This is a genomic window from Bradyrhizobium sp. 930_D9_N1_4, from assembly GCF_052076015.1.
Lineage (GTDB): Bacteria > Pseudomonadota > Alphaproteobacteria > Rhizobiales > Xanthobacteraceae > Bradyrhizobium.
In genome coordinates this window covers 1,710,250-1,731,027 of record NZ_CP197236.1, presented here as the reverse complement: position 1 = coordinate 1,731,027, position 20,778 = coordinate 1,710,250, and the positions used below count along the sequence as shown (strand labels likewise).

Genomic DNA, 20,778 nt, shown 5'->3' with positions numbered 1-20,778 from the left:
CTGCGCTCGCGATGACGGAAGAGGGAGCGCGGGCAGTTCACCCCAGGCGCGCGAGCCGCTTCTCGAAGCGCCACTGGTCCACGGGGAACGGCCCGTTCGACGTTTCCGACAGCATCACGAACGTGCCGGCGTTGTGCCAGCCGCTTTTCTCGTAGAACCGCGCGGCACGCATGTTGCCGACGGCGCAGGCCAGCCACGCCAGCTCCACGCCGCGCGCGGCGAGCCGTACTTCCGCATCGGCAATCAGTGCTGCGGCCACACCGGTGCCGTGCGCCTGGGCCGACACGAAGAGCTGGTACAATTCGTCGGCCTTGATGGCGCAGAATCCGAGCGGCGCAGCGACGGGGCCGACAACGCTGATATTGGGAAGCATGACCGCGAGCCGGTCGCGGAAATTCGGGAGCGTGCGGAGGCGGACCAATTCAGGTGGCGCAAGCGAGCCATGCGACCCGTGCCAGGCATCGTGCCACAGCTGCGCGAGATGATCGGTCTCATCGGCATCAGCGGGACGCACCTGCATTGTCGATACTCCGTAAGGCGAGACTGCCTCCACACCGTCATTGCGAGGAGCCCTTGCGACGAAGCAATCCAGGCTGCCCCTGCGGAGATATTCTGGATTGCTTCGCTGCGCTCGCAATGACGGAGTATGAGGCTCCGCCGCCGCGCTTCCATTTCACGGCGTCGTACGGGCCCTACCCTGCCCGCGCCTTGCTCCAGTCCGGACCGACCTGCCCTGACACGCCCTCGAAGGCGCCGTCGGCGAGCTCGAATACCAGGATGCGCGCGGCGTCGACCGGGCCCGGCATGGTGACGCGGCCCTTGGGGACCTGCTTGAATCCGACGCGACTGTAATAGGCCTCGTCGCCGACCAGCAGCACGAGGCGGTGGCCCTTCTCCTTCGCGTCCTTCAGCGCGCGCTCCATCAGCAGACGGCCGATGCCGCGGTCGCGGAACGGCGGCTCGACGGTGAGCGGCCCGAGCAGCAGGGCCGGCGTCTCGCCGACCAGTACCGGCAATTGCCGGACCGAGCCGACCAGCAGCGTGCCGATGCGGGCGGTAAAGGACACATCGAGCAGATGGTCGACATGCTCGCGGATGCGATAGGCGCTGAGCACGAAACGGCCGGGGCCGAAGGTGCGCTCGTGCAGCCGTTCGATCGCCTGGGCGTCGCCGGCCGCTTCGGGAAGGATGGTGAGTGAGAGATCGGTCATGTCGCCGGGCGGGATAACATCTCAGGGGGCCGCGGTCCATCGGGCTCGTGGACGATCGCCCCCTGTGCCGAGCCGCGGGTGAGGACCGCCGCGAACAGCAGTGTCCAGAGCGACAGCATCAGGACGGGAATGATGTAATACTGCGTGAAGACAGGATGCGTGGCAAAGAACGCAAGATTCAGCGCGAGATTCGCGGCCACCAGCAGCGCGAGCTTCCTGATCCCGGCAACGCGCGCAAAACGCCACAGCAACGCGGTCCCGACACCGGCAATCAAGATCAACGGGAACTGCGTGTCACGAAGATAGGCCCGCAAGACGGCGGGATCCAGGCTCGGCGGGGCCGTGTCCTGGCCGCCATAGGCAGAGACCAGCGGATTGCCCGAATTGACCAGGTTCGCCGCGAACACCGGCACCATGCCGACGAGGAATGCCAAGCCGAGCGTGAGGCCTTGTACAAAGGTCTCGCGGGTCCGCCAGATCAGGAACGACAATCCGAAGAACAGGAAATAGCCGGCCGACAGAACCACGTTCGCGATCCTGAAGCTCGCGGACAGGCCGAGCAGAATGCCGACGGCCGCGATCATCAGCAGACGGCGCCGGCCTTCATCGATGAACAGTCGTGCGGTGAACAGACCAGCCAATGCGCAGACGACCATGGTCGGCGCCATCGAATAGCTGGCCTTGGTCGGATTGATCATGAAGTAGATCGCGAGCGCGCCGAACAGCGCGGCAAGCGTCAACGTGACTTTCTCCCGCGCACGCCACAGCCCGTACAGGGCGAAGCCGGCGATGAGCACATTCGCCACGACATAGAGCGGAACGACCTGGAACCCCTCGGGGAACAGCGCCAGCGCGAAGCCCGTGCCCGGCGGGGGCGTCATCACCCATTTGCTGCCGTCGGCGGTCTGGGTATGGCAGGGCGCCCGTGTCGGCTCGTTCCAGTTCGGAAAATCGATGCTGCGCAGCCTGGCGGCGAGATAGCCGTCGGTTTCACGGGCGAGGCTGGTGTCGAGTCCCTGCCATCCGAAGCGCTGGAACAGATGCGCCTGCCTGAGGTAGCAGATGTCGTCATAGACGCCCCGGCTCTCGGTCCACTGCGAAATCAGCCGGATGTTGCTGGCCAGAATGGCCAGAAACACAGTTGAAAAAAAGATTTTAACAGCTTTCATCGGCATTCGCCGGGGGGCCCCGCGCAGCTTGAAATGGCCCGCCGCCTGTACAGGAAAAGCACCGGCAAGTATAGCAAGGTGGGGATTTGGGAGGTGACGCGGACGTGGCCGACACGGGACTGGGCTTGAGTTCAACTGACACGGGTCACAACGGTGCCGCCGCACCGCAGCGCGACGCGTCGCGAATCCTGCTCATCATTCCCTGCTTCAACGAGGAGGCCTCGGTCGGCGGTCTGCTGACCGAGATCGCGGCAACCGGCCGCGGCTACCATACGCTGGTCGTGGACGACGGCTCGTCGGATGCGACATCCGCGGTGGCAGCCTGCCGCTCGCCCGTCGCCCGCCTCGCGCAGAACCTGGGCATCGGCGGCGCCGTGCAGACCGGCATCAAATACGCGGCGCGTCAGGGCTTTGATTTCTGCATCCAGATCGACGGCGACGGACAGCACGATCCGCGCGCCATCGAGACGCTGCTGAACGCCTATCGCAAGGACCCGAGCAACATCACCATCGGAAGCCGCTTCATCGACCATGCCGGCTTCTGCTCCACGCGGATGCGGCGCGCCGGCATCAGGCTGATCGTGCTTGCGCTGAACGGCCTCTTCACCGGCGGCGGCCGCATCACCGATCCGACCAGCGGCATGCGGCTGATGGACCGCTCCGCCATCGCGTTCTTTGCAAAGGCGTATCCGACGGATTTTCCGGAGCCGATCTCGCTGGCCTGGGCGATGCGCGCCGGCCTCACGGTCGGCGAGGTTCCCGTGGAGATGCGGGCGCGTGAGACCGGCGTCAGCTCGATCGACGGATTGAAGTCCGCGAGCTACATGATCCGCGTCCTCGGCTACATCCTGCTCGCACGCATGATGAGGCGGACATGACGCTCTCGCGCCGATCCGGGCTCACATCATCATCGAACCGAACATTTTGAGGAGGCGACCGTGACAAATGTCCTTCCGAGCCCGGAGACGGTTGCCGTCATCTCGGCCTTTGCGCTGATCTACATGCTGGTGCTGCTGCGCAAGACGCTGCAGGGGAAATTCGATCTCTACGATTTCCTGATGCTGTCGATGGTGGCGATCATCCCCGCAGGCTTCACGCTGTTTCCGACGCTGGCCTATCTTGTCAGCCATCTGACCGGCGTCGTGTTTCCGTTCGTCGTGATGTTCGGCGCGCTGTTCCTGGTGGTGTTCGCGTTCATGCACAACATGACGGCGCGGCTGCACCGGCTGGAGCGGCAGAACTGCGCGCTGATCCAGGAGACGAGCCTGCTGGCGCTGGAGTTGAGGGCGAAGGAAAGCGGCCAGCCCGGGGCTTGAGCGTTCAACGCCAGGTCAGTTCAACGCCACGTCACTTCAACGCCACGTCGCGATCACTGGCCTGCCATCCAGCACTTCGGCGATCCGCAGCCGCGTGCCGTGCGTGGTGCCCTCGGGCAGCGCGTTGATGGCGAAGAAGCCGCATTCGACGATCTCGTGGTTGGGCGCGGGCACGCGATCCTGCCTGAACTGCCTGACGACATAGACCGCGACATGGTCGCGGCGGGAGACGTGGCTGTTGAGGAAGATGCCGTGCAGCACGGCGTCTCCGGTGAGATCGATGTCCCCCTCCTCCTTGAGCTCGCGCCGCATCGCCTGCTCCATGGTCTCGCCGAGATCGACGCCGCCGCCGGGCAGATACCAGCCGGTGATGTAGCTGTGCCGGACCAGGAACACCCGGTTGTCGGCATCCAGCACCACGGCGCGGACGCCGAGTGTCATGCCGCGCACCAGCAAAAACCAGGCGTGGAAGATTCGCCGCAGCAGCGGCTCGAATTTTCGTCTTATACCGTTCAGACGATCCCCCATCAGGCTCCCTTGATGCCCCGCTTGCGCAGTCCTCGCGACCTTGCCATTACAGCGGAGGAATAGCGAGGCAATCGCACACCATGGCCCCCTACACGCTCGCCCATCTGTCCGACCCGCATCTGCCGCCGCTGCCGAAGCCGCGGCTGATCGAGCTCGCCGGCAAGCGTGCGCTCGGCTATGTCAACTGGACGCGCAACCGCTACAAATATCAGCGCCGCGAGGTGCTCGACGCACTCGTCGCCGACGTCCACGCACAGGCGCCCGACCACATCGCGGTGACGGGCGATCTGGTCAACCTGGCGCTGGAAGCCGAGTTCGCGCCGGCGCGCGCCTGGCTCGACGGCGTCGGTCCACCTGACCGCGTTACCACGATTCCCGGCAATCACGACGCCTATGTGCGCAGCACCTATCATCGCTTCGGCGAGACCTTCGCGCCTTATCTGGCTGGCGACGACGGCCGCATCGGATTTCCGTCGGTGCGCCGGCGCGGACCGCTGGCGCTGATCAGCCTGTCCACGGCGGTGCCGACCTTGCCGCTGATGGCGACGGGCACGCTCGGCCGCGACCAGCTCGCAGCGCTCGACCAAGTCCTCGAACGGCTCGCGACTGAAGACGTCTTCCGCGTGCTGCTGGTGCATCATCCGCTCAAGTCGAGGGCGTGGCAGAAGCGGATGACCGACTCCGCCGATCTGTTGGCGCTGTTGAAGCGCCACGGCGTCGAGCTGATCCTGCATGGCCACGACCACATTCATTCGACGATGTGGTTCGAGGGTCCCAACGGCAACATTCCCGCGATCGGCGTACCCTCGGCCTCCGCGCTGGCGCACGGGCACTATCCGGCGGCGGCGTATAATCTGTTCACGGTCGAGAAGGACAATGCCGGCTGGCGCTGCGAGCAGACGGTGCGGGAGCTCGGGGCGGGATTTCAGGTCGGGCAGATCAAGCATGTGAGGTTGATCTAGACTCGCTGTCATTGCGAGCGCAGCGAAGCAATCCAGAGCCCCTCCGAGGAAAGATTCCTGGATTGCTTCGCTGCGCTCGCAATGACGACGAAGGAGAAAGTCACCAGCTCCGCAGCGCCGCTACCACCGCCACCCCGAACAGCGCGGCAGCACCGAGCACGAACCCGAACACGAACGGCCAGACGCGCGAGCGGCGCGGCGGCGGCGCGACCTCGGGTTTCGGCTCGGGCGGAACCACCATCGCATGCTCACGCTCGATCATGCGGCGCGCGACGTAGTCGGTGACGGCTTCGACGATCACCGAAATGTCGTGGGATTCGGCGAGCACGATGCGGCCGAAGCGGGTGTCCTGAACGAAGCGGTACTGCCGCTTGTCGCGCCCCATCATGATGTGCGCGACGACGTCGATCCAGAGTCGGGGCGTATCGCCCTGGCTGATGCCACGGTCGAACAGGTCGATCTTGTCCGGCACCTGCACAAACAGCGGATCAAGCGCGTCGTTGAGGATTTCCAGCCGCGCCACCTCGGCGTCGCGCAAATCGACGACCACGCCGGTCCGGTCGGCGGCCTCGATCCGCGCGCGCAGCAGCGCGTCGCGCAGCCGCACCGGGCGCGCCTGGCCGGGATTCATCCCGCTGGTCTCGGGCTCTGACATTGTCGGCCTTATCCTCGACTATCCGCCGTTAACCTATCAGCAACCAATCCTCCCGCAAAGGGTCCACAATTCCAGAGGCTTACGGCGCCCACAGCCGGTTCGCCTGTGCCAAAAGCAGACGATCCCACCCGGCTTGCGCCGGATGGGATCCTCCGTCCTTGGACGTCTTCTTAGATTTTAAGTCGGCAGCCGGGCGTCAGGCCGAGACCCGCGACGGCTCCTCGACGATCGAGAAGCGGACGCCGGCCCTGTGGCGGTTCTCTTCCGACACTTCCTTCCAGGCGTCCTCGGCTTCCTTGCGGGTCTTGAACGGACCCTGCACCTGGGCCGAGCCTTCCACGAGCTTGTGGAAGTTCATCGAGCCGAACTCGCCGCCGATCACCCAGAAATTGCTGCCTTTGGTCATTGTCAGTCTCCTCTTGGATAGCGTGGTGCGTTAGCCGAACTGGTTCATCGTGTTGTGGGCGCCGCCCGCCTTCAGGGCAGCTTCACCCGCGAAGTATTCCTTGTGCTCGTCGCCGATGTCGGAGCCGGCCATGTTCTGATGCTTGGCGCAGGCGATGCCCTGACGGATCTCGGCGCGCTGAACGTTCTTCACATAGCCGAGCATGCCCTGCTCGCCGAAATACTCCTTGGCGAGATTGTCGGTCGAGAGTGCTGCCGTGTGATAGGTCGGCAGCGTGATCAGGTGGTGGAAGATGCCGGCACGCTTGGCCGAATCCGCCTGGAAGGTCCGGATGCGCTCGTCGGCTTCGATCGCCAGCGGCGTCTCGTCGTATTCCTGCTTCATCAGCTCGGCACGGTTGTACTTGCTGACGTCCTTGCCGGCTTCCTTCATCGCGTCGTAGACCTGCCAACGGAAGTTGAGCGTCCAGTTGAACGACGGCGAGTTGTTGTAGGCGAGCTTGGCGTTCGGGACGACCTTGCGAATCCGATCGACCATCTTGGCGATCTGCTCGATATGCGGCTTCTCGGTCTCGATCCACAGAAGGTCGGCACCGTTCTGCAGCGAGGTGATGCTGTCGAGCACGCAGCGGTCTTCGCCCGTTCCGGCGCGGAACTGGTAGAGATTGCTGGGCAGGCGCTTCGGACGCAGCATCTTGCCGTTGCGGTTGATGATGACATCACCGTTGCGGGCGTTCTCCGGCGTGATTTCCTCGCAATCGAGGAAGCTGTTGTACTGATCGCCGATGTCGCCCGGCTTGTGGCTGACGGCGATCTGCTGCGTCAGGCCGGCGCCGAGCGAGTCGGTACGGGTCACGACGATTCCGTCTTCGATGCCGAGCTCGAGGAAGGCGTGGCGGCAGGCGCGGATCTTCGCTAGGAAGACCTCGTGCGGCACGGTCACCTTGCCGTCCTGATGGCCGCACTGCTTCTCGTCCGAGACCTGATTCTCGATCTGGAGCGCGCAGGCACCCGCCTCGATCATCTTCTTGGCGAGCAGATAGGTCGCCTCGGCGTTACCGAAGCCGGCGTCGATGTCGGCGATGACAGGCACGACGTGGGTCTGGAAGTTGTCGATCTTCCCGATCAATTCCTTCTCGCGGGTCTTGTCGCCTTCCTTCCGGGCCGCGTCGAGCTGGCGGAAGATGTCGTTCATCTCGCGCGAGTCGGCCTGGCGCAGGAAGGTGTAGAGCTCTTCGATCAGCGCCGGCACAGAGGTCTTCTCGTGCATCGACTGGTCCGGCAGCGGGCCGAACTCGGAGCGCAGCGCCGCGATCATCCAGCCCGACAGATACAGGTAACGGCGGTCGGTCTTGCCGCCGAAATGCTTCTTGACCGAGATCAGCTTCTGCTGCGCGATGAAACCGTGCCAGCAGCCCAGCGACTGCGTGTACTTGGTCGGATCGGCATCATAGGCCGCCATGTCGGCGCGCATCAGCGCCGCGGTGTAGCGGGCGATGTCGAGGCCGGTCTTGAAGCGGTTCTGGAGGCGCATGCGTGCGACGGCCTCGGCCGACACCCCGTTCCAGGTCGGCTGCGTCTCAAGGAGCGCGCGGGCCGCGTCGACCTCGTTCTGGTACGACGCCGGACCCTGGAGGGTGTTGATGCCACGGGGCTGGTAGTTCATGTGCCTTATCCCTTTCGACGGATGACAAAGCGGTTGGCGATGTCATCGACATTTTTGACAGTGCATTGCGAAATGCGTGTCATGAGCTAAACGCGAGAAAGGGAAGTTCGTATAGAGGCCTTGTAATTGAATGGTGATGTCATGTAACATCAGAACATGTAATAGATGTTATATTGTAAAGTTTGTAAATTTATTGGGTCAGCAAGACTGTCCTTGATGCCTCTAGAGATGTAAAGATGCCCGCCGAGCCCGGGAAGAAACTGTTTGTCGGCCCGCGCTTCCGGCGGATCCGGCAGCAATTGGGGCTGTCGCAGACCCAGATCGCCGAGGGGCTCGGAATCTCGCCGAGCTACGTCAATCTGATCGAGCGCAACCAGCGGCCGGTGACTGCCCAAATTCTGCTGCGGCTGGCCGAGACCTATGACCTCGATCTGCGCGACCTCGCTACCGCCGACGAGGACCGCTTTTTCGCCGAGCTCAACGAAATCTTCTCCGATCCGCTGTTCCGCCAGATCGACGTTCCCAAGCAGGAACTGCGTGACCTCGCCGAGCTCTGCCCCGGCGTCACCCATGCGTTGCAGCGGCTCTACGCGGCCTATGCCGAGGCACGCCAGGGCGAGACGCTGGCCGCGGCACAGATGGCCGACCGCGACGTCGGCACGCGCTACGAGGCCAATCCGGTCGAGCGCGTGCGCGAGCTGATCGAGGCCAACCGCAATTATTTTCCGGAGCTCGAGCAGGCCGCGGAGACCCTGCGCGACGAGCTGGACGTGCCGGCCGAGGGGCTCTATGCCGCGCTCGCCGCGCGGCTGCGCGAAAAGCATTCGATCCAGACCCGCATCATGCCTGTGGACGTGATGCGCGAGACGCTGAGGCGCTTCGACCGCCACCGCCGCCAGCTCCTGATCTCGGAGCTGGTCGATCCGGCCGGCCGCGCGTTCCAGCTCGCGTTTCAGCTGGGCCTGGGCGAATGCGCGCAAGCCCTGGAGACCATCATCAACCGCGCCGGCCCGCTCGACGATGCGCCGCGGCGGCTGTTCCGGATCACGCTCGGCAATTATTTTGCAGCGGCCGTGATGATGCCCTATCCCGCGTTCCTCGCGGCGGCTGAAGCGCTCAGCTACGACATCCATTTGCTGGCGCAGCGCTTCAATTGCGGCTTCGAGCAGGTCTGCCATCGCCTCACCACGCTGCAACGGCCGAACGCGCGCGGCATTCCGTTCTTTCTGTTGCGCGTCGACAATGCCGGCAACGTCTCGAAGCGCTTTTCCTCCGGCACGTTCCCGTTCTCGAAGTTCGGCGGCACCTGTCCGCTGTGGAACGTGCACTCGACCTTCGACACGCCGGATCGCCTTCTCAAGCAGGTGATCGAGCTGTCCGACGGCACGCGCTATTTCTCGATCGCGCAGATGGTGCGCCGCCCCGTCGCGCCGCACCCGCTGCCGCAGCCCCGCTTCGCCATCGGCCTCGGCTGCGAGATCCGCCACGCGTCACGGCTGGTCTATGCCGGTGGCATGGACCTGGAGAAAACCGAGGGCACGCCGATCGGCGTCAACTGCCGCCTCTGCGAACGCGAAAACTGCGCCCAGCGCGCCGAGCCGCCGATCACGCGCACGCTGATTCTGGACGAGACGACGCGGAGAGTCTCGAGTTTCGCGTTCTCGAATGCACGGGAGTTGTGAGGCCATCTGCGCCGTCACCACAGCGGCTCTCTCAGGAACTTCCGTTTTTTCCCTACGTTGTCCCGGCAGAAGGGCAGCGCGGCTTAGTTACCGCCGGTCGGCGACATGAAGAACTTTTCAAATGCGGCATTCGCACCTGACGTGATCGCAGCCATGACCGCCGCCCTTGGCGCGGCGGTCGCCACCCTGCCAGAGCCGGTGCATTCGGGGCATGTCGACACGATTGCTCAATCCATTCTCCGTACGGCCGGCACCGGCGAGCGCAACGTCACGGTATTGCAGCGGATTGCGCTGATGGAGCTCAGCCTGGCGACGCGAACATGAAGAGGTAAATCATGAGAGTCGAAGCGGGCATTGCTGCGGCCGTGTTGGCACTTTGCGGCTCTGCGGGTGCGCACGCGGCGAGCTGGACCGCCTATCGCATTCCTGGAACCGGGACAACGGTGGACATCCCCACCTCGATTTTCACCGAGGACGCCGGCAAGCCGGACGGAGAGGGGCAGCGGTTTCGCTCGGCGGACGGCAGAGCTGATCTTACCGTGCAAGCGGTGCCCCAAACCGGCGAATCTCCGGCTGCTTTCCTGGCCCGGAAGAATCCGCCGACTGGCATCGTCTACCAGCGCGTCACACGTCGCTTCTTCGTGGTCTCCAGCGTCAAACGTGACACCATCTGGTACAACCGCTGCAACTTTTCCGGCCGCTACGTGCATTGCGTGCTGATCAACTATCCGGCGGCCGAGAAACGGCAGTGGGACAGTGTCGTCACGAGGATCAGTAACACGCTGCGCGGTGGCTGACCGTTCAAATCGGATACAAAAAAGCTGCCCGACAGATCCGAGGGCACGCCGATCGGCGTCAACTGCCGCCTCTGTGAACGCGAAAACTGCGCTCAGCGCGCCGAGCCGCCGATCACGCGCACGTTGATTCTGGACGAGACGACGCGGAGGGTGTCGCGTTTCGCGTTCGCGAATGCCCGGGAGTTGTGAGGGGGCGCTTAAGGGCACGCACGCGCCACTCACTCCGCTGTCATGCTCCGCGAAAGCGGAGCATCCAGTACGCCGCGGCCTATCGGCTCGATCACTGCTGTCACGGAGTACTGGATCGCCCGCCTTCGCGGGCGATGACAGCGGAAGATGTAGCCTGACTGCCCCCCCTAACGCATCACGCCAGTGTATGCACGATCACCGGCCCGGCCGCCGCACTCGCATGTCCCGCCAGCAACGGCCCCAGATCCTTTTCGATCCAGGCGATCGCGCGCCGGTTCGCCTCCTCCGCCTGCTCGAACTTGTCGAAGATCGAGATCGCGGTGACCGTGTCGTCGCCGGCATAGACGACGTAATAGGCGCGGAAACCGTCGACGTCGCTGATGATCGGAACGGCGCCGTCCTTGATGCGGCGCGCCAGCTCTTCCGCTCTTCCGCGCTTCCGCGCTTCCGCTTTTCGCCTTGGCCTGACGGATGGCAGCATACATGGCATCCTCCTCCGGCTACTGATGTGGGGCATCCTGCCCGCCGATGAATCTACACCCGAGTGTCCATTCCGTCATCCTGAGGTGCGAGTGGCGCGATGCAAATGCATCGCGCCGGGAGCCTCGAAGGATGAACGGCCCCGCTGTAGCCGGGCCGTCGCCCTTCGAGGGCCGCTGAAGAAGCGGCCACCTCAGGGTGACGGTGATGGATTGCGCACGCGGCAAATGGCTTGGTTAATCCCACACTAATCCGTCTCCGCGATCTGCAACCAACGGTTAAGCACGCCTCAACATCGGTGCCTTAGTCTCGCCCCACTCACTTTTCGCAAACAACGGTGGCCTATTCTGCCGGGCGAAGTGACATCAGGGGGTTCATCATGCGCATTGCGTTGCTGCTGACCGCAACCATTGTCGGCGCGCTCTTCGCCGGTCCATCCAATGCCGGTTCGCTCGATGCCGACGCGGCGCAGGCGATGCCGCCCGGCTTCCAGGGCTACCGCGGCTACATGTTCGACATCTCGGAGAATTCCGACCGCAAGGACGTCGACAAGCTCACCGAGAATCTGAAGAGCCAGATCGACGTGGTCGAGGCCTCCGGCCTGTCGCCGCGCGTGCTGCGCTTCTTCCGGACCGTCCCGATCGTCGCGAGCGAGCTGGCCTGCCTCGACGAAGGCGCCGCGACCGCCTGCTACGGCCGCGTCACCCCGAACGTCGAGCGCCGCGTGCCGCGGGCGCTGACCGTCTGGGACCATGCCACGCAGCGCTGGACCAATCCCAATGCGGTCGACCTCGCGGTCGATTCGGGCCTCGGCGTCATCATGCTGCGGCCGGACATGATGCGGTATGAGAAGGAAGCCGTGCTGCTGCACGAGTTGCTGCACGCCTATCACGCACGCCTGCTGCCGGACGGCTATGCCAACAAGGGCGTGATCGGCTACTACGCCCTGGCCAAGTCCAAGGACCTGTTGCCGAAGGACTCCTATGCGATGAAGAATCCCATGGAGTTCTTTGCCGTGACCTCCAGCATCTTTCTCGCGGGAAAAAGCGAATTCCACGATCCGAAGTCGCGCGAGGCTCTGAAGGAGAAGATGCCGGACTATTACAAATATCTGGTCGGCGTGTTCGGCTTCGACCCCGAGCCGGCAGCGTCGAGCGGCCCGGTTGCCTCGCTGAAATAAGGCGTCTGCGCCAAAGCACACCAAAAGCCGCGCGAAATGCGCGGCTTTTTCGTTTTGGTCACCGGAAGCTGCGGATGACGGGCCGCCGGGAATTGCCAAGGTGGGGCCCGATCTGCATAGTCCCGCCCGCATCGATACCTGTTTTCAAGAGGATAGAACAACATGGCGGACGCCGACCTGGATGTCGTGATCCGGCAACTGGCCAGACAGCTGCAGACGGGCCTGATGACCCGCGCCAAGGAGCGGCGGGATCGCTTCAACGGCCTTGCGGCCAAGGCCAAGGGCAAGGAGACCGGCGACCGCTTCAAGATGTTGGCCAAGGCCACCATCGAACAGGCCACCGCCGCCGCCAAGCGCCTGCAGATGTCCGCCGACAACGTCGCCGACAGCTACGCCCGCGCGATGCGCCTCGCTGCCAGCACACCGATCGCGGTGAAGGCGGAGAAGACGGCGAAGGAGAAGCCTGCGAAGAAGGCCAAGGCGAAAAAGGCGAAAACCAAGAAGGCGAAGTAGGCGCGGCTCGCACTTCACCTCGCCCCGCTTGCGGGGAGAGGTCGGATCGCTTCAGCGATCCGGGTGAGGGGGGTACAGGTCCCGCAGCAGTCTACCGTGTGGATGGAGCCCCTCACCCCGCCCCTCTCCCCGTAAGAACGGGGAGAGGGAGAGAACTTCCCTTACCGTCTCGGCGCGGCGATTTGGGTCGGCTCGGCACTGGCGAGCTCGGCGAGTTTGGCGCGCGCGGCGTCGCGGGTGCTGGCGTCCTTGCCGGCCGGCAGCGCCAGCGCGGCCTCGAAATCGGCGCGCGCATCGTCGGCCTGGCCGCGGGCGAGGAAGGCGAGACCACGGTCGAGACGGGCCTGCGCATCCGACGGATCGAGCCGGACCGCGGTGTTGTAGCTCAGGATGGCACGATCCAGATCGCCGGTGGCGGCGAGCGCCAGACCGCGCTGGTGATAGGGCCCGGCGCGCCTGGGGTCATGCGCGATGGCCTCGTCATAATCCTCGATCGCGAGCGCGAGGTCGCCGTTCTGCCGGCGCGCGAGTGCACGGTCGCGATAGAGCGAGGCGCGGTTCGGATTGAGATGGATCGCCTCGTCGAAATCCGCGATCGCCCGCCTGAAGTCGCCGTGGCGCAGCGCGATCCGCCCGCGTCCCTCATAGGCAAAGGCGATCAGCGATCCCCGCAGCGGCGAGAAGCCGATCACGGCCGAGCAGATGTCGGGATCGTCCTCATCCCCGCAATTGACGACCGTATGCGTGGACAGCCCGATGAGCACGCCCAGGACGATCAGCAATGGTACGACTGCTTTGGTCATCTTCGACGGCGGCAGGCGGAGGGCCGGCCACGCATCCCCTTTCGAAGAAATGGTCACGCCGAGGTGTTAACACCGGCCGGGACCAACCTGTGTGCGCCAGGTCACAAAGCTACGGCGCAATTTCCAGCCGGTTCCATCAGCCCCAAGGACCGCGTGAAGGCCCACGTACAGGACCGCTTGAGGGACCCCGCGACGAGCGGCCCCACGGCCCCTGCGACGGATAGTTTTCGTTGGCGCCGACCGACGGCGCCGCCTGCGCGCCGAGCTCCGCTGAAAGCTGCTGGAGCGCGGCGATGCGATTCTGCGTCGAGGGATGGGTGGTGAAGAGATTGTCCACGCCGTGGCCCGACAGCGGGTTGATGATGAACATGTGTGCGGTCCCGGGATTGCGCTCCGCCTCGAAGTTCGGGACCTGATGCGCGGCGCCCTCGATCTTCACCAGCGCCGACGCCAACCACATCGGCTGGCCGACGATGCGCCCACCGAGATTGTCCGCCGCGTATTCGCGCGTGCGGCTGATCGCCATCTGCACCAGCATGGCGCCAAGCGGGGCCAGGATCATCATCAGGATCGAGCCGACGATGCCCGGACCGTTGTTGCCGCGGTTGCCGCCGAAGAACATGCCGAACTGCGCCAGCATGGAAATCGCGCCCGCGAGCGTCGCAGTGATCGTCATCAGCAGCGTGTCGTGATTCTTGATATGAGCCAGCTCGTGCGCGATGACGCCGGCGAGTTCCTCGCGGCTGAGCTGGTTCATCAGGCCGGTGGTGACGGCGACCGCGGCATTCTCGGGATTGCGTCCGGTCGCGAACGCGTTCGGCTGCGCCTCGTCCATCACGAACACGCGCGGCATCGGCAGCTGCGCGCGGCCCGCAAGCTCGGCGACGAGCCCGACCAGCTCGGGTGCGCTCTGGCGGTCGACCTGATGGGCGCCGTACATCGAAAGCACCGCGCGGTCCGAGTTCCAGTAGGCGAAGAGATTGGTCGCGGCGGCAATGACGAGCGCGATCATGGCGCCTGTGGCACCCCCGATCAGATAGCCCACGCCCATGAACAGGGCGGTGAGACCCGCAAGCAGCATTGCGGTACGCAGATAGTTCATGGCCCTCTCCTGGAGCGGCCGCGGGCGAGCCTTTGGCCGGCACGACAGAGGTAGGGATGACCCCGGCCCGGGCGCAAGGTTTCAAGGTGCGTCGCGGAGCCGCGGTTATGACCAACATTGCCTTTCCGTCATGCCCGGGCTTGTCCCGCCTGCGCGGCCGAAGCCGCTTCGGCGCGGCGAAGGCCCGGGCATCCACGTTCTTCATCCACACAAGGCGCGAAAGACGTGGATGGCCGGGACAAGCCCGGCCATGACTAAGGGATGGTTTGAGGGGCCTATTTCACTTAGAGTTCGTCAAGAATCCAAGCGTCTCCCCCCTTGCGGAAACCTCATGCTCCAGACCCGATTTGCGATCGCGGCCGCCGCCCTGCTCACGCTCGCCCTTCCCGCCTCCGCTCAATTCGCGCCGCCGCCGGCAAAGCCCGCCGCGCCCAAGGCTAGCGCACCGTCGCCGCGCGCAGCGTCCTGCCATAACGGCGCGAGCTTCGATCGCTTCCTGGCGGACGTGAAACAACAAGCGATTGCGGCCGGCGTGTCGCAGCGGACGATGTCCGAGGCCTCGCCCTACCTTGTCTACGACCAGGGCATCGTCAACCGCGATCGCGGTCAGCGCGTGTTCGGCCAGCTCTTCACCGAATTCGCCGGACGGATGGCCGCGCCCTATCGCATGCAGAACGGCCAGCAGCACATCAAGAAACACGCGGCGGCGTTCGCGCGCGCCGAAAAGGAATATGGCGTACCGCCGGCGGTGATCGCGGCGTTCTGGGGCCTGGAGAGCGACTTCGGCGTCAACATGGGCAATCTGCCGACGCTGAAATCGCTGGTGTCGCTCGCCTATGATTGCCGGCGCTCCGAGATGTTCGTGAAGGAGACCATCGCAGCGCTGAAGATCATCGACCGCGGCGATCTCACACCGGACGAGATGGTCGGCTCCTGGGCCGGCGAGCTCGGGCAGACGCAGTTCCTGCCGGTGCACTACGTCAACTACGCCGTCGACTATGACGGCGACGGACGGCGCGATCTGCTGCGCAGCGAGGACGACGTGATCGGCTCGACCGCGAACTACATCGCCAACGGCTTGAAGTGGCGGCGTGGCGAGCCGTGGCTGGAAGAGATCAAGGTACCCTCGAGCCTGCCATGGGATCAGACCGACCTCACCGTGCAGCTGCCGCGCTCGAAATGGGCGCAGCTTGGGGTCAGCTATCCCGACGGCCGTGCGCTGCCGAACGACAATCTCACGGCGTCCGTGCTGCTGCCGATGGGACGCAACGGGCCAGCCTTCATGGCGTACCCGAATTTTGCGGCCTACACCGAGTGGAATAACTCGCTGATCTATTCGACCACCGCGGGCTATCTCGCCACCCGCATCGCGGGCGCGGCGCCGATGCGCAAGCCGGCCCAGCCGGTCGCACAGCTGCCGTTCAATGAGTTGAAGCAATTGCAGCAGCTTCTGGTCCAGGCCGGCTTCAATGTCGGCAAGGTCGACGGCGTGCTGGGCCAGCAGAGCCGCGCCGCGGTGAAGGCCATGCAGATCAAGTTCGGGTTGCCGGCGGATTCCTGGCCGACCGCCGAGCTGCTGGCGCGCATGCGCGGCGGCACGGCACAGGCGCAGCCGGGGGCGATGGTGCGGTAAGCCCAACTCTCAGTCATGCCCCACCTTGTGCGCAAGTGCGCACTGGAGCGGGGCATCCAGTACGCCGCGGCGATGGTGGTGCACGCGGCTCCGGCCGCGGCGTACTGGATCGCCCGGTCAAGCCGGGCGATGACAGCGAGGGTGTGGCGCCGATAGCACCAGAAGTCGGGCCAATAGAATTTTCGCACTGCATCGTCCATTCCGACGATTGTATTTTTCCATGAGGCTCCCATGTGAGTGGCTCAGGTTTTCTCCTGAAATTTCCCACTCATTCGAGCGAGCATCACATGTCCTTCCACGACGCCGTCGTCCCCGCCTATTTGCAGATGCTGAACAGCATGACCGGCCTGCTCGCCAAGGCCGAGGCGCATTGCACGGCCAAAAAGATCGATCCCGCCGTCCTGCTCGGCTCCCGCCTCTTCCCGGACATGCTGCCGCTGTCGAAGCAGATCCAGCTGGTCAGCGATTTCGCCACCAAAGGTTGCGCGCGGCTCACGCACAGCGAAGTGCCCTCCAATCCCGATACTGAAAAGACCTTTGAAGAATTGAAGCAGCGGCTGGCCAGGACCATCGACTACGTGAAGTCGTTCAAGCCCGAACAGTTCGAGGGGGCCGAGGCCAAGGATGTCACCTTCCCGTCCGGACCCAACAAGACCACCACGATGAAGGGCCAGGAATTCCTCAGCGCATTCTCGCTGCCGAACTTCTATTTCCATGCCGCGACCGCCCACGGCCTGCTCCGCCACGCCGGCGTCGAGATCGGCAAGCGCGACTTCCTCGGCGCGAACTGATCTCGAAAGTTGCCCGGCTGCGACAGGCGGGATTCCGCTTTCGCAGCCGAGATTGCACACGAATTATGCTACGCGGTCACCGCCGCGTAGCTCGCCTGCACTTTCCGTATGGCTCCTCTCTTGCGCTGATTGCCGCGATGCACAAGTGTTCCGGACCTTTCATCGCCTGGAAACATCCCAATGAGCCGTCCGACCAAATTATTTGAGACCTACAAGCTTGGCCCGATCACGCTGGCCAATCGTTTCGCGATGGCGCCGCTGACGCGTAACCGCGCCGTTCCTGGCACATTCGTGCCCGGCTCGCTCGCCGCCGATTACTACGCCCAGCGCGCCTCCGCAGGACTTCTGATCACCGAAGCCAGCCAGGTCTCGCAGCAGGGCCAGGGCTATCAGGATACACCCGGCATCTACACCAAGGACCAGGTCGCCGGCTGGCGCAAGGTCACCGACCAGGTGCATGAGCGCGGCGGCAAGATCTTCATCCAGCTCTGGCATGTCGGCCGCATCTCGCATGTCGACCTCCAGGCGAACGGCGGCGCTCCGGTCGCGCCGAGCGCGATCCGCGCCAAGGGCAAGACGTTCGTCAACGGCGGCTTCGCCGACGTCTCCGAGCCGCGCGCGCTTGAGCTCTCCGAAATTCCAGGCATCATCGACGACTTCAAGCGTGCGACGAAGAATGCGCTCGAGGCCGGCTTCGACGGTGTCGAGATCCACGGCGCCAACGGCTATCTGCTCGATCAGTTCGCGCGCGACGGCGCCAACAAGCGGACCGATGCCTATGGCGGCTCGATCGAGAACCGCGCACGGCTGATGCTGGAGGTCTCCCAAGCGGTGGCCGCCGAAGCCGGCGCCGATCGCACCGGCATCCGCATTTCGCCGGTGACGCCGGCCAACGACCTCTCCGACAGCAACCCGCAAGCCTTGTTCGATCACATCGTCGACGGTCTCAGCGCGCTCAAGCTGGTCTATCTTCACGTCGTTGAAGGCGCCACCGGCGGCCCCCGCGACATCGCGCCGTTCGACTATGCCGGCATCCGCAAGCGCTTCACCGGTGCCTATATCGCCAACAACGGCTACGACTTCGATCTGGCGACCAAGGTGCTGGATGCGAACGCCGCCGATCTCATCGCCTTCGGCAAGGCGTTCATCTCCAACCCCGACCTCGTCGAGCGGCTGAAGCAGGGCGCGGCGCTGAACGACTGGGACAAGACCACGTTCTACGGCGGCAGCGCGAAGGGGTACACGGATTACCCGGCGCTGGCGGCTGAGCCGGCGGAGTAGTCTCCACCCATGACGTTGTCATGCCCCGCGAAGGCGGGGCATCCAGTAACCACCGGCAGCGAGATCTAAACACGGGGCCGCGGCGTACTGGATCGTCCGCCTTCGCGGACGATGACACCGAGAATGTGGAACGTATGTGCCACAAAACAAAAGGCCGGGATCGCTCCCGGCCTTTCGCGTTTGCTGTTGCTCGACGCGCCGCTTACTTCGCTTCCGCGCGCTTCGGGGGCTGTGCCGGCCACGACTTGATCAGGGTGTCGTAGTCGACCGTCTCGCCCTTCGGCTTCTCGTTGGCGAGCTTGCGCTGCGGGGCGATGGTGCCGTCCTTCTGGGCCTTGGCGTACCAGTACTCGGCCGTCTCCTTCTTGTGCAGCTTCGGACCGCAGGCACCCTGCACGCCCGACTTCTCCAGACGCTCCATCACGGAGTCCTGGGCGGCGGCGAGCGAGTCCATCGCGGCCTGCGGCGTCTTCGCACCGGACGACGCATCGCCGATGTTCTGCCACCACAACTGCGCAAGCTTCGGATAGTCGGGCACGTTGTTGCCGGTCGGGGTCCACTGCACGCGCGCGGGCGAGCGGTAGAACTCGATCAGACCGCCGAGCTTCGGCGCACGCTCGGTGAACGACTTGTCCCAGATGTCGGACTCACGGATGAAGGTGAGACCGACATGGCTCTTCTTCAGCGACACCGTCTTGGAGACGATGAACTGGAGATAGAGCCAGGCTGCCTTGCGGCGATCCGCCGGGGTCGACTTCAGCAGCGTCACGGAGCCGGCGTCCTGGTAGCCGAGCTTCATGCCTTCCTTCCAGTACGAACCGTGCGGCGACGGAGCCATACGCCATTTCGGCGTACCGTCCGCGTTCATCACGGCGATGCCCGGCTTCACCATGTCGGCGGTGAAGGCGGTGTACCAGAACATCTGCTGGGCGATGTTGCCCTGCGCCGGCACCGGACCCGACTCGGAGAAGGTCATGCCCTGGGCCTGCGGCGGAGCATACTTCTTCATCCACTCGAGATATTTGGTGATCGAGTAGACCGCAGCCGGACCGTTGGTATCGCCACCACGCTCCACGCTGGAGCCGACCGGACGGCAGCCTTCCATGCGGATGCCCCATTCGTCGACCGGCAGACCGTTCGGGATGCCCTTGTCGCCGTTACCGGCCATCGACAGCCAGGCGTCGGTGAAACGCCAGCCGAGCGACGGGTCCTTCTTGCCATAGTCCATATGGCCGTAGACCTTGACGCCGTTGATCTCCTTGATGTCGTTCGTGAAGAACTCGGCGATGTCCTCGTAGGCCGACCAGTTCACGGGAACGCCGAGTTCGTAGCCATACTTGGCCTTGAACTTCGCCTTGTAGTCGGCGTTGGTGAACCAGTCGTAGCGGAACCAGTAGAGGTTGGCGAACTGCTGGTCGGGCAGCTGATAGAGCTTGCCGTCCGGCGCGGTGCCGAACGACTTGCCGATGAAGTCGTTGACGTCGAGCATCGGGTCGGTGACCTCCTTGCCCTCGCCGGTCATGTAGTCCGACAGCGCAATGGTCTGGCCGTAGCGGAAGTGGGTGCCGATCAGGTCGGAATCGTTGATCCAGCCGTCGTACACGTTCTTGCCCGACTGCATCTGGGTCTGCAGCTTCTCGACGACGTCACCTTCCTGGATGATGTCGTGCTTGAGCTTGATGCCGGTGAGCTCGGAGAACGCCTTGGCCAGCGTCTGCGATTCGTATTCGTGGGTCGTGATGGTCTCGGAGACGACGTTGATCTCCATGCCCTTGAACGGTTCGGCGGCCTTCGCGAACCACTCCAGCTCCTTCTTCTGGTCATCCTTCGACAGCGTCGAGGGCTGGAATTCCGCAATCCACTTCTGGATCGCGGCGTCGTCGGCGGCGCGCACCGGCGCCGAGACGGCGAACGACACCGCAATGATGGCGGCGGCGCTGGACATTGTCAGCAAGCTATTCTTGGTCAATGGACGTTCCCTTCTCCTAAACTGTCGCATGTTGTTCCTCCGTTGCAGCGACAAACTTTTATACAGACCCGGATTGCCCCCGGATCTGGCCGTTCCTTCGCGAGATTCAGACCGTGCGGAAAATGAGCACGGCCGTGACAAGCGAAATTCCTGATGCGAGCCAGAGGCGCGAAATCTCGACGCCCTCCTCGCCGATCGGCAGCGTTGCGATCGCATCGGTGCCGAAGAAAGCAATCCACAAGAGATGGATGACAGCGGCCGTGATCAGCGAGATGAACAGGCGGTCGCCGCGTGTGGTCGGAATACTGAGCACGCCGACGCGTTCAGCCTCGGGATAGACCGCGGCGAGGTACGTCATGACCGCGAGGGTGCAGGCGAGCGCCACGAAGAAGATTCCCGTCGGCAGCGTCCAGGCCATCCATGCAATAGATTCCATCGATGCCTCC

The 20,778-nt window shown here is 64.3% G+C and carries 24 protein-coding genes; 12 read left to right on the top strand and 12 right to left on the bottom strand.

Annotated elements, in window-relative coordinates; genetic code table 11:
- Positions 1–37: 37 nt before the first annotated feature.
- The 3 genes from AB7532_RS08030 to AB7532_RS08020 all read right to left on the bottom strand — a co-directional run bounded on the left by AB7532_RS08030 (position 38) and on the right by AB7532_RS08020 (position 2,380).
- Complete coding sequence (locus tag AB7532_RS08030; RefSeq protein ID WP_441234265.1) at positions 38–520, bottom strand: GNAT family N-acetyltransferase; 483 nt, start codon at positions 518–520, stop codon at positions 38–40.
- Positions 521–692: 172 nt separating this feature from the next.
- Positions 693–1,211, bottom strand: coding sequence for a GNAT family N-acetyltransferase (locus AB7532_RS08025; RefSeq protein ID WP_441234264.1), 519 nt, complete (start codon positions 1,209–1,211; stop codon positions 693–695).
- Positions 1,208–2,380, bottom strand: coding sequence for a hypothetical protein (locus AB7532_RS08020; RefSeq protein ID WP_441234263.1), 1,173 nt, complete (start codon positions 2,378–2,380; stop codon positions 1,208–1,210). The genes AB7532_RS08025 and AB7532_RS08020 overlap by 4 nt, the downstream gene beginning before the upstream one ends.
- A 125-nt stretch (positions 2,381–2,505) precedes the next feature.
- On the opposite strand from AB7532_RS08020, the gene AB7532_RS08015 reads away from it, so the two are divergent.
- Together AB7532_RS08015 and AB7532_RS08010 are read left to right on the top strand one after the other, a co-directional pair.
- Positions 2,506–3,258, top strand: coding sequence for a glycosyltransferase family 2 protein (locus AB7532_RS08015; protein WP_441234262.1), 753 nt, complete (start codon positions 2,506–2,508; stop codon positions 3,256–3,258).
- A 60-nt stretch (positions 3,259–3,318) separates the two neighbouring features.
- Positions 3,319–3,696 (top strand): DUF2304 domain-containing protein, encoded by a 378-nt coding sequence (locus AB7532_RS08010; RefSeq protein WP_441234261.1) that lies wholly within the window; start codon positions 3,319–3,321, stop codon positions 3,694–3,696.
- A gap of 36 nt (positions 3,697–3,732) precedes the next feature.
- Here the strand turns inward: AB7532_RS08010 and AB7532_RS08005 are convergent, their stop codons facing one another.
- Positions 3,733–4,224: an NUDIX domain-containing protein gene (locus AB7532_RS08005; RefSeq protein ID WP_441234260.1), complete on the bottom strand. Its 492-nt coding sequence runs from the start codon at positions 4,222–4,224 to the stop codon at positions 3,733–3,735.
- 80 nt (positions 4,225–4,304) lie between these two features.
- Between AB7532_RS08005 and AB7532_RS08000 the strand changes: the two genes are divergently transcribed.
- Positions 4,305–5,186, top strand: a complete 882-nt coding sequence (locus AB7532_RS08000; RefSeq protein ID WP_441234259.1) for a metallophosphoesterase family protein — start codon at positions 4,305–4,307, stop codon at positions 5,184–5,186.
- Between the two features lie 100 nt (positions 5,187–5,286).
- Here the strand turns inward: AB7532_RS08000 and AB7532_RS07995 are convergent, their stop codons facing one another.
- The 3 genes from AB7532_RS07995 to AB7532_RS07985 all read right to left on the bottom strand — a co-directional run bounded on the left by AB7532_RS07995 (position 5,287) and on the right by AB7532_RS07985 (position 7,912).
- Positions 5,287–5,841 carry a hypothetical protein gene (locus AB7532_RS07995; protein WP_441234258.1) on the bottom strand — a complete coding sequence of 185 codons (555 nt, stop codon included), beginning with the start codon at positions 5,839–5,841 and terminating at the stop codon, positions 5,287–5,289.
- 196 nt (positions 5,842–6,037) lie between these two features.
- Entirely contained in the window at positions 6,038–6,247 is a 210-nt protein-coding gene (locus AB7532_RS07990) for a DUF4170 domain-containing protein (RefSeq protein ID WP_441234257.1), read from the bottom strand.
- A 30-nt stretch (positions 6,248–6,277) separates the two neighbouring features.
- Positions 6,278–7,912, bottom strand: coding sequence for an isocitrate lyase (locus tag AB7532_RS07985; protein ID WP_441234256.1), 1,635 nt, complete (start codon positions 7,910–7,912; stop codon positions 6,278–6,280).
- Between the two features lie 236 nt (positions 7,913–8,148).
- On the opposite strand from AB7532_RS07985, the gene AB7532_RS07980 reads away from it, so the two are divergent.
- The 4 genes from AB7532_RS07980 (at position 8,149) to AB7532_RS07965 (ending at position 10,580) form a co-directional block, all read left to right on the top strand.
- Complete coding sequence (locus AB7532_RS07980; RefSeq protein ID WP_441234255.1) at positions 8,149–9,594, top strand: helix-turn-helix domain-containing protein; 1,446 nt, start codon at positions 8,149–8,151, stop codon at positions 9,592–9,594.
- A gap of 105 nt (positions 9,595–9,699) precedes the next feature.
- Positions 9,700–9,918: a hypothetical protein gene (locus AB7532_RS07975; RefSeq protein WP_441234254.1), complete on the top strand. Its 219-nt coding sequence runs from the start codon at positions 9,700–9,702 to the stop codon at positions 9,916–9,918.
- A gap of 11 nt (positions 9,919–9,929) precedes the next feature.
- On the top strand, positions 9,930–10,391 hold the full coding sequence (locus AB7532_RS07970; RefSeq protein ID WP_441234253.1) for a hypothetical protein: 462 nt from the start codon (positions 9,930–9,932) through the stop codon (positions 10,389–10,391).
- A 24-nt stretch (positions 10,392–10,415) separates the two neighbouring features.
- The gene (locus tag AB7532_RS07965) at positions 10,416–10,580 is read left to right on the top strand and encodes a short-chain fatty acyl-CoA regulator family protein (RefSeq protein ID WP_441239213.1); all 165 of its coding nucleotides are present in this window, start codon (positions 10,416–10,418) and stop codon (positions 10,578–10,580) included.
- Positions 10,581–10,755: 175 nt separating this feature from the next.
- On the opposite strand, the gene AB7532_RS07960 is transcribed toward AB7532_RS07965, so the two are convergent.
- Positions 10,756–11,061, bottom strand: a complete 306-nt coding sequence (locus AB7532_RS07960) for an antibiotic biosynthesis monooxygenase (RefSeq protein ID WP_441234252.1) — start codon at positions 11,059–11,061, stop codon at positions 10,756–10,758.
- 378 nt (positions 11,062–11,439) lie between these two features.
- On the opposite strand from AB7532_RS07960, the gene AB7532_RS07955 reads away from it, so the two are divergent.
- Entirely contained in the window at positions 11,440–12,240 is an 801-nt protein-coding gene (locus AB7532_RS07955; protein ID WP_441234251.1) for a hypothetical protein, read from the top strand.
- 162 nt (positions 12,241–12,402) lie between these two features.
- Positions 12,403–12,753 carry a hypothetical protein gene (locus AB7532_RS07950; protein ID WP_441234250.1) on the top strand — a complete coding sequence of 117 codons (351 nt, stop codon included), beginning with the start codon at positions 12,403–12,405 and terminating at the stop codon, positions 12,751–12,753.
- Positions 12,754–12,914: 161 nt separating this feature from the next.
- On the opposite strand, the gene AB7532_RS07945 is transcribed toward AB7532_RS07950, so the two are convergent.
- A complete protein-coding gene (locus AB7532_RS07945; protein WP_441234249.1) occupies positions 12,915–13,556 on the bottom strand; it encodes a tetratricopeptide repeat protein in 642 nt (213 codons plus the stop codon).
- A gap of 136 nt (positions 13,557–13,692) precedes the next feature.
- Positions 13,693–14,658 carry a zinc metalloprotease HtpX gene (gene htpX, locus AB7532_RS07940; RefSeq protein WP_441234248.1) on the bottom strand — a complete coding sequence of 322 codons (966 nt, stop codon included), beginning with the start codon at positions 14,656–14,658 and terminating at the stop codon, positions 13,693–13,695.
- A 331-nt stretch (positions 14,659–14,989) separates the two neighbouring features.
- Between htpX and AB7532_RS07935 the strand changes: the two genes are divergently transcribed.
- The 3 genes from AB7532_RS07935 to AB7532_RS07925 all read left to right on the top strand — a co-directional run bounded on the left by AB7532_RS07935 (position 14,990) and on the right by AB7532_RS07925 (position 18,363).
- Positions 14,990–16,291 carry a lytic murein transglycosylase gene (locus tag AB7532_RS07935; RefSeq protein WP_441234247.1) on the top strand — a complete coding sequence of 434 codons (1,302 nt, stop codon included), beginning with the start codon at positions 14,990–14,992 and terminating at the stop codon, positions 16,289–16,291.
- 287 nt (positions 16,292–16,578) lie between these two features.
- Positions 16,579–17,082 (top strand): DUF1993 domain-containing protein, encoded by a 504-nt coding sequence (locus AB7532_RS07930; RefSeq protein ID WP_441234246.1) that lies wholly within the window; start codon positions 16,579–16,581, stop codon positions 17,080–17,082.
- A gap of 180 nt (positions 17,083–17,262) precedes the next feature.
- Positions 17,263–18,363 carry an alkene reductase gene (locus AB7532_RS07925; RefSeq protein ID WP_441234245.1) on the top strand — a complete coding sequence of 367 codons (1,101 nt, stop codon included), beginning with the start codon at positions 17,263–17,265 and terminating at the stop codon, positions 18,361–18,363.
- Positions 18,364–18,565: 202 nt separating this feature from the next.
- Here AB7532_RS07925 and AB7532_RS07920 read toward each other — a convergent pair whose 3' ends face one another.
- Together AB7532_RS07920 and AB7532_RS07915 are read right to left on the bottom strand one after the other, a co-directional pair.
- Positions 18,566–20,308: an ABC transporter substrate-binding protein gene (locus AB7532_RS07920; protein ID WP_441239212.1), complete on the bottom strand. Its 1,743-nt coding sequence runs from the start codon at positions 20,306–20,308 to the stop codon at positions 18,566–18,568.
- A gap of 130 nt (positions 20,309–20,438) precedes the next feature.
- The gene (locus AB7532_RS07915) at positions 20,439–20,768 is read right to left on the bottom strand and encodes a DUF2160 domain-containing protein (RefSeq protein ID WP_441234244.1); all 330 of its coding nucleotides are present in this window, start codon (positions 20,766–20,768) and stop codon (positions 20,439–20,441) included.
- Positions 20,769–20,778: the final 10 nt, after the last annotated feature.

Bases quoted from the DNA above. Each gene is read 5' to 3' on its own strand.
- AB7532_RS08030 (WP_441234265.1), bottom strand. From the start codon at position 520: ATGCAGGTGCGTCCCGCTGATGCCGATGAGACCGATCATCTCGCGCAG.
- AB7532_RS08025 (WP_441234264.1), bottom strand. From the start codon at position 1,211: ATGACCGATCTCTCACTCACCATCCTTCCCGAAGCGGCCGGCGACGCC.
- AB7532_RS08020 (WP_441234263.1), bottom strand. From the start codon at position 2,380: ATGAAAGCTGTTAAAATCTTTTTTTCAACTGTGTTTCTGGCCATTCTG.
- AB7532_RS08005 (WP_441234260.1), bottom strand. From the start codon at position 4,224: ATGGGGGATCGTCTGAACGGTATAAGACGAAAATTCGAGCCGCTGCTG.
- AB7532_RS08000 (WP_441234259.1), top strand. From the start codon at position 4,305: ATGGCCCCCTACACGCTCGCCCATCTGTCCGACCCGCATCTGCCGCCG.
- AB7532_RS07995 (WP_441234258.1), bottom strand. From the start codon at position 5,841: ATGTCAGAGCCCGAGACCAGCGGGATGAATCCCGGCCAGGCGCGCCCG.
- AB7532_RS07990 (WP_441234257.1), bottom strand. From the start codon at position 6,247: ATGACCAAAGGCAGCAATTTCTGGGTGATCGGCGGCGAGTTCGGCTCG.
- AB7532_RS07985 (WP_441234256.1), bottom strand. From the start codon at position 7,912: ATGAACTACCAGCCCCGTGGCATCAACACCCTCCAGGGTCCGGCGTCG.
- AB7532_RS07980 (WP_441234255.1), top strand. From the start codon at position 8,149: ATGCCCGCCGAGCCCGGGAAGAAACTGTTTGTCGGCCCGCGCTTCCGG.
- AB7532_RS07975 (WP_441234254.1), top strand. From the start codon at position 9,700: ATGAAGAACTTTTCAAATGCGGCATTCGCACCTGACGTGATCGCAGCC.
- AB7532_RS07970 (WP_441234253.1), top strand. From the start codon at position 9,930: ATGAGAGTCGAAGCGGGCATTGCTGCGGCCGTGTTGGCACTTTGCGGC.
- AB7532_RS07960 (WP_441234252.1), bottom strand. From the start codon at position 11,061: ATGCTGCCATCCGTCAGGCCAAGGCGAAAAGCGGAAGCGCGGAAGCGC.
- AB7532_RS07955 (WP_441234251.1), top strand. From the start codon at position 11,440: ATGCGCATTGCGTTGCTGCTGACCGCAACCATTGTCGGCGCGCTCTTC.
- AB7532_RS07950 (WP_441234250.1), top strand. From the start codon at position 12,403: ATGGCGGACGCCGACCTGGATGTCGTGATCCGGCAACTGGCCAGACAG.
- AB7532_RS07945 (WP_441234249.1), bottom strand. From the start codon at position 13,556: ATGACCAAAGCAGTCGTACCATTGCTGATCGTCCTGGGCGTGCTCATC.
- htpX (WP_441234248.1), bottom strand. From the start codon at position 14,658: ATGAACTATCTGCGTACCGCAATGCTGCTTGCGGGTCTCACCGCCCTG.
- AB7532_RS07935 (WP_441234247.1), top strand. From the start codon at position 14,990: ATGCTCCAGACCCGATTTGCGATCGCGGCCGCCGCCCTGCTCACGCTC.
- AB7532_RS07930 (WP_441234246.1), top strand. From the start codon at position 16,579: ATGTCCTTCCACGACGCCGTCGTCCCCGCCTATTTGCAGATGCTGAAC.
- AB7532_RS07925 (WP_441234245.1), top strand. From the start codon at position 17,263: ATGAGCCGTCCGACCAAATTATTTGAGACCTACAAGCTTGGCCCGATC.
- AB7532_RS07920 (WP_441239212.1), bottom strand. From the start codon at position 20,308: ATGTCCAGCGCCGCCGCCATCATTGCGGTGTCGTTCGCCGTCTCGGCG.
- AB7532_RS07915 (WP_441234244.1), bottom strand. From the start codon at position 20,768: ATGGAATCTATTGCATGGATGGCCTGGACGCTGCCGACGGGAATCTTC.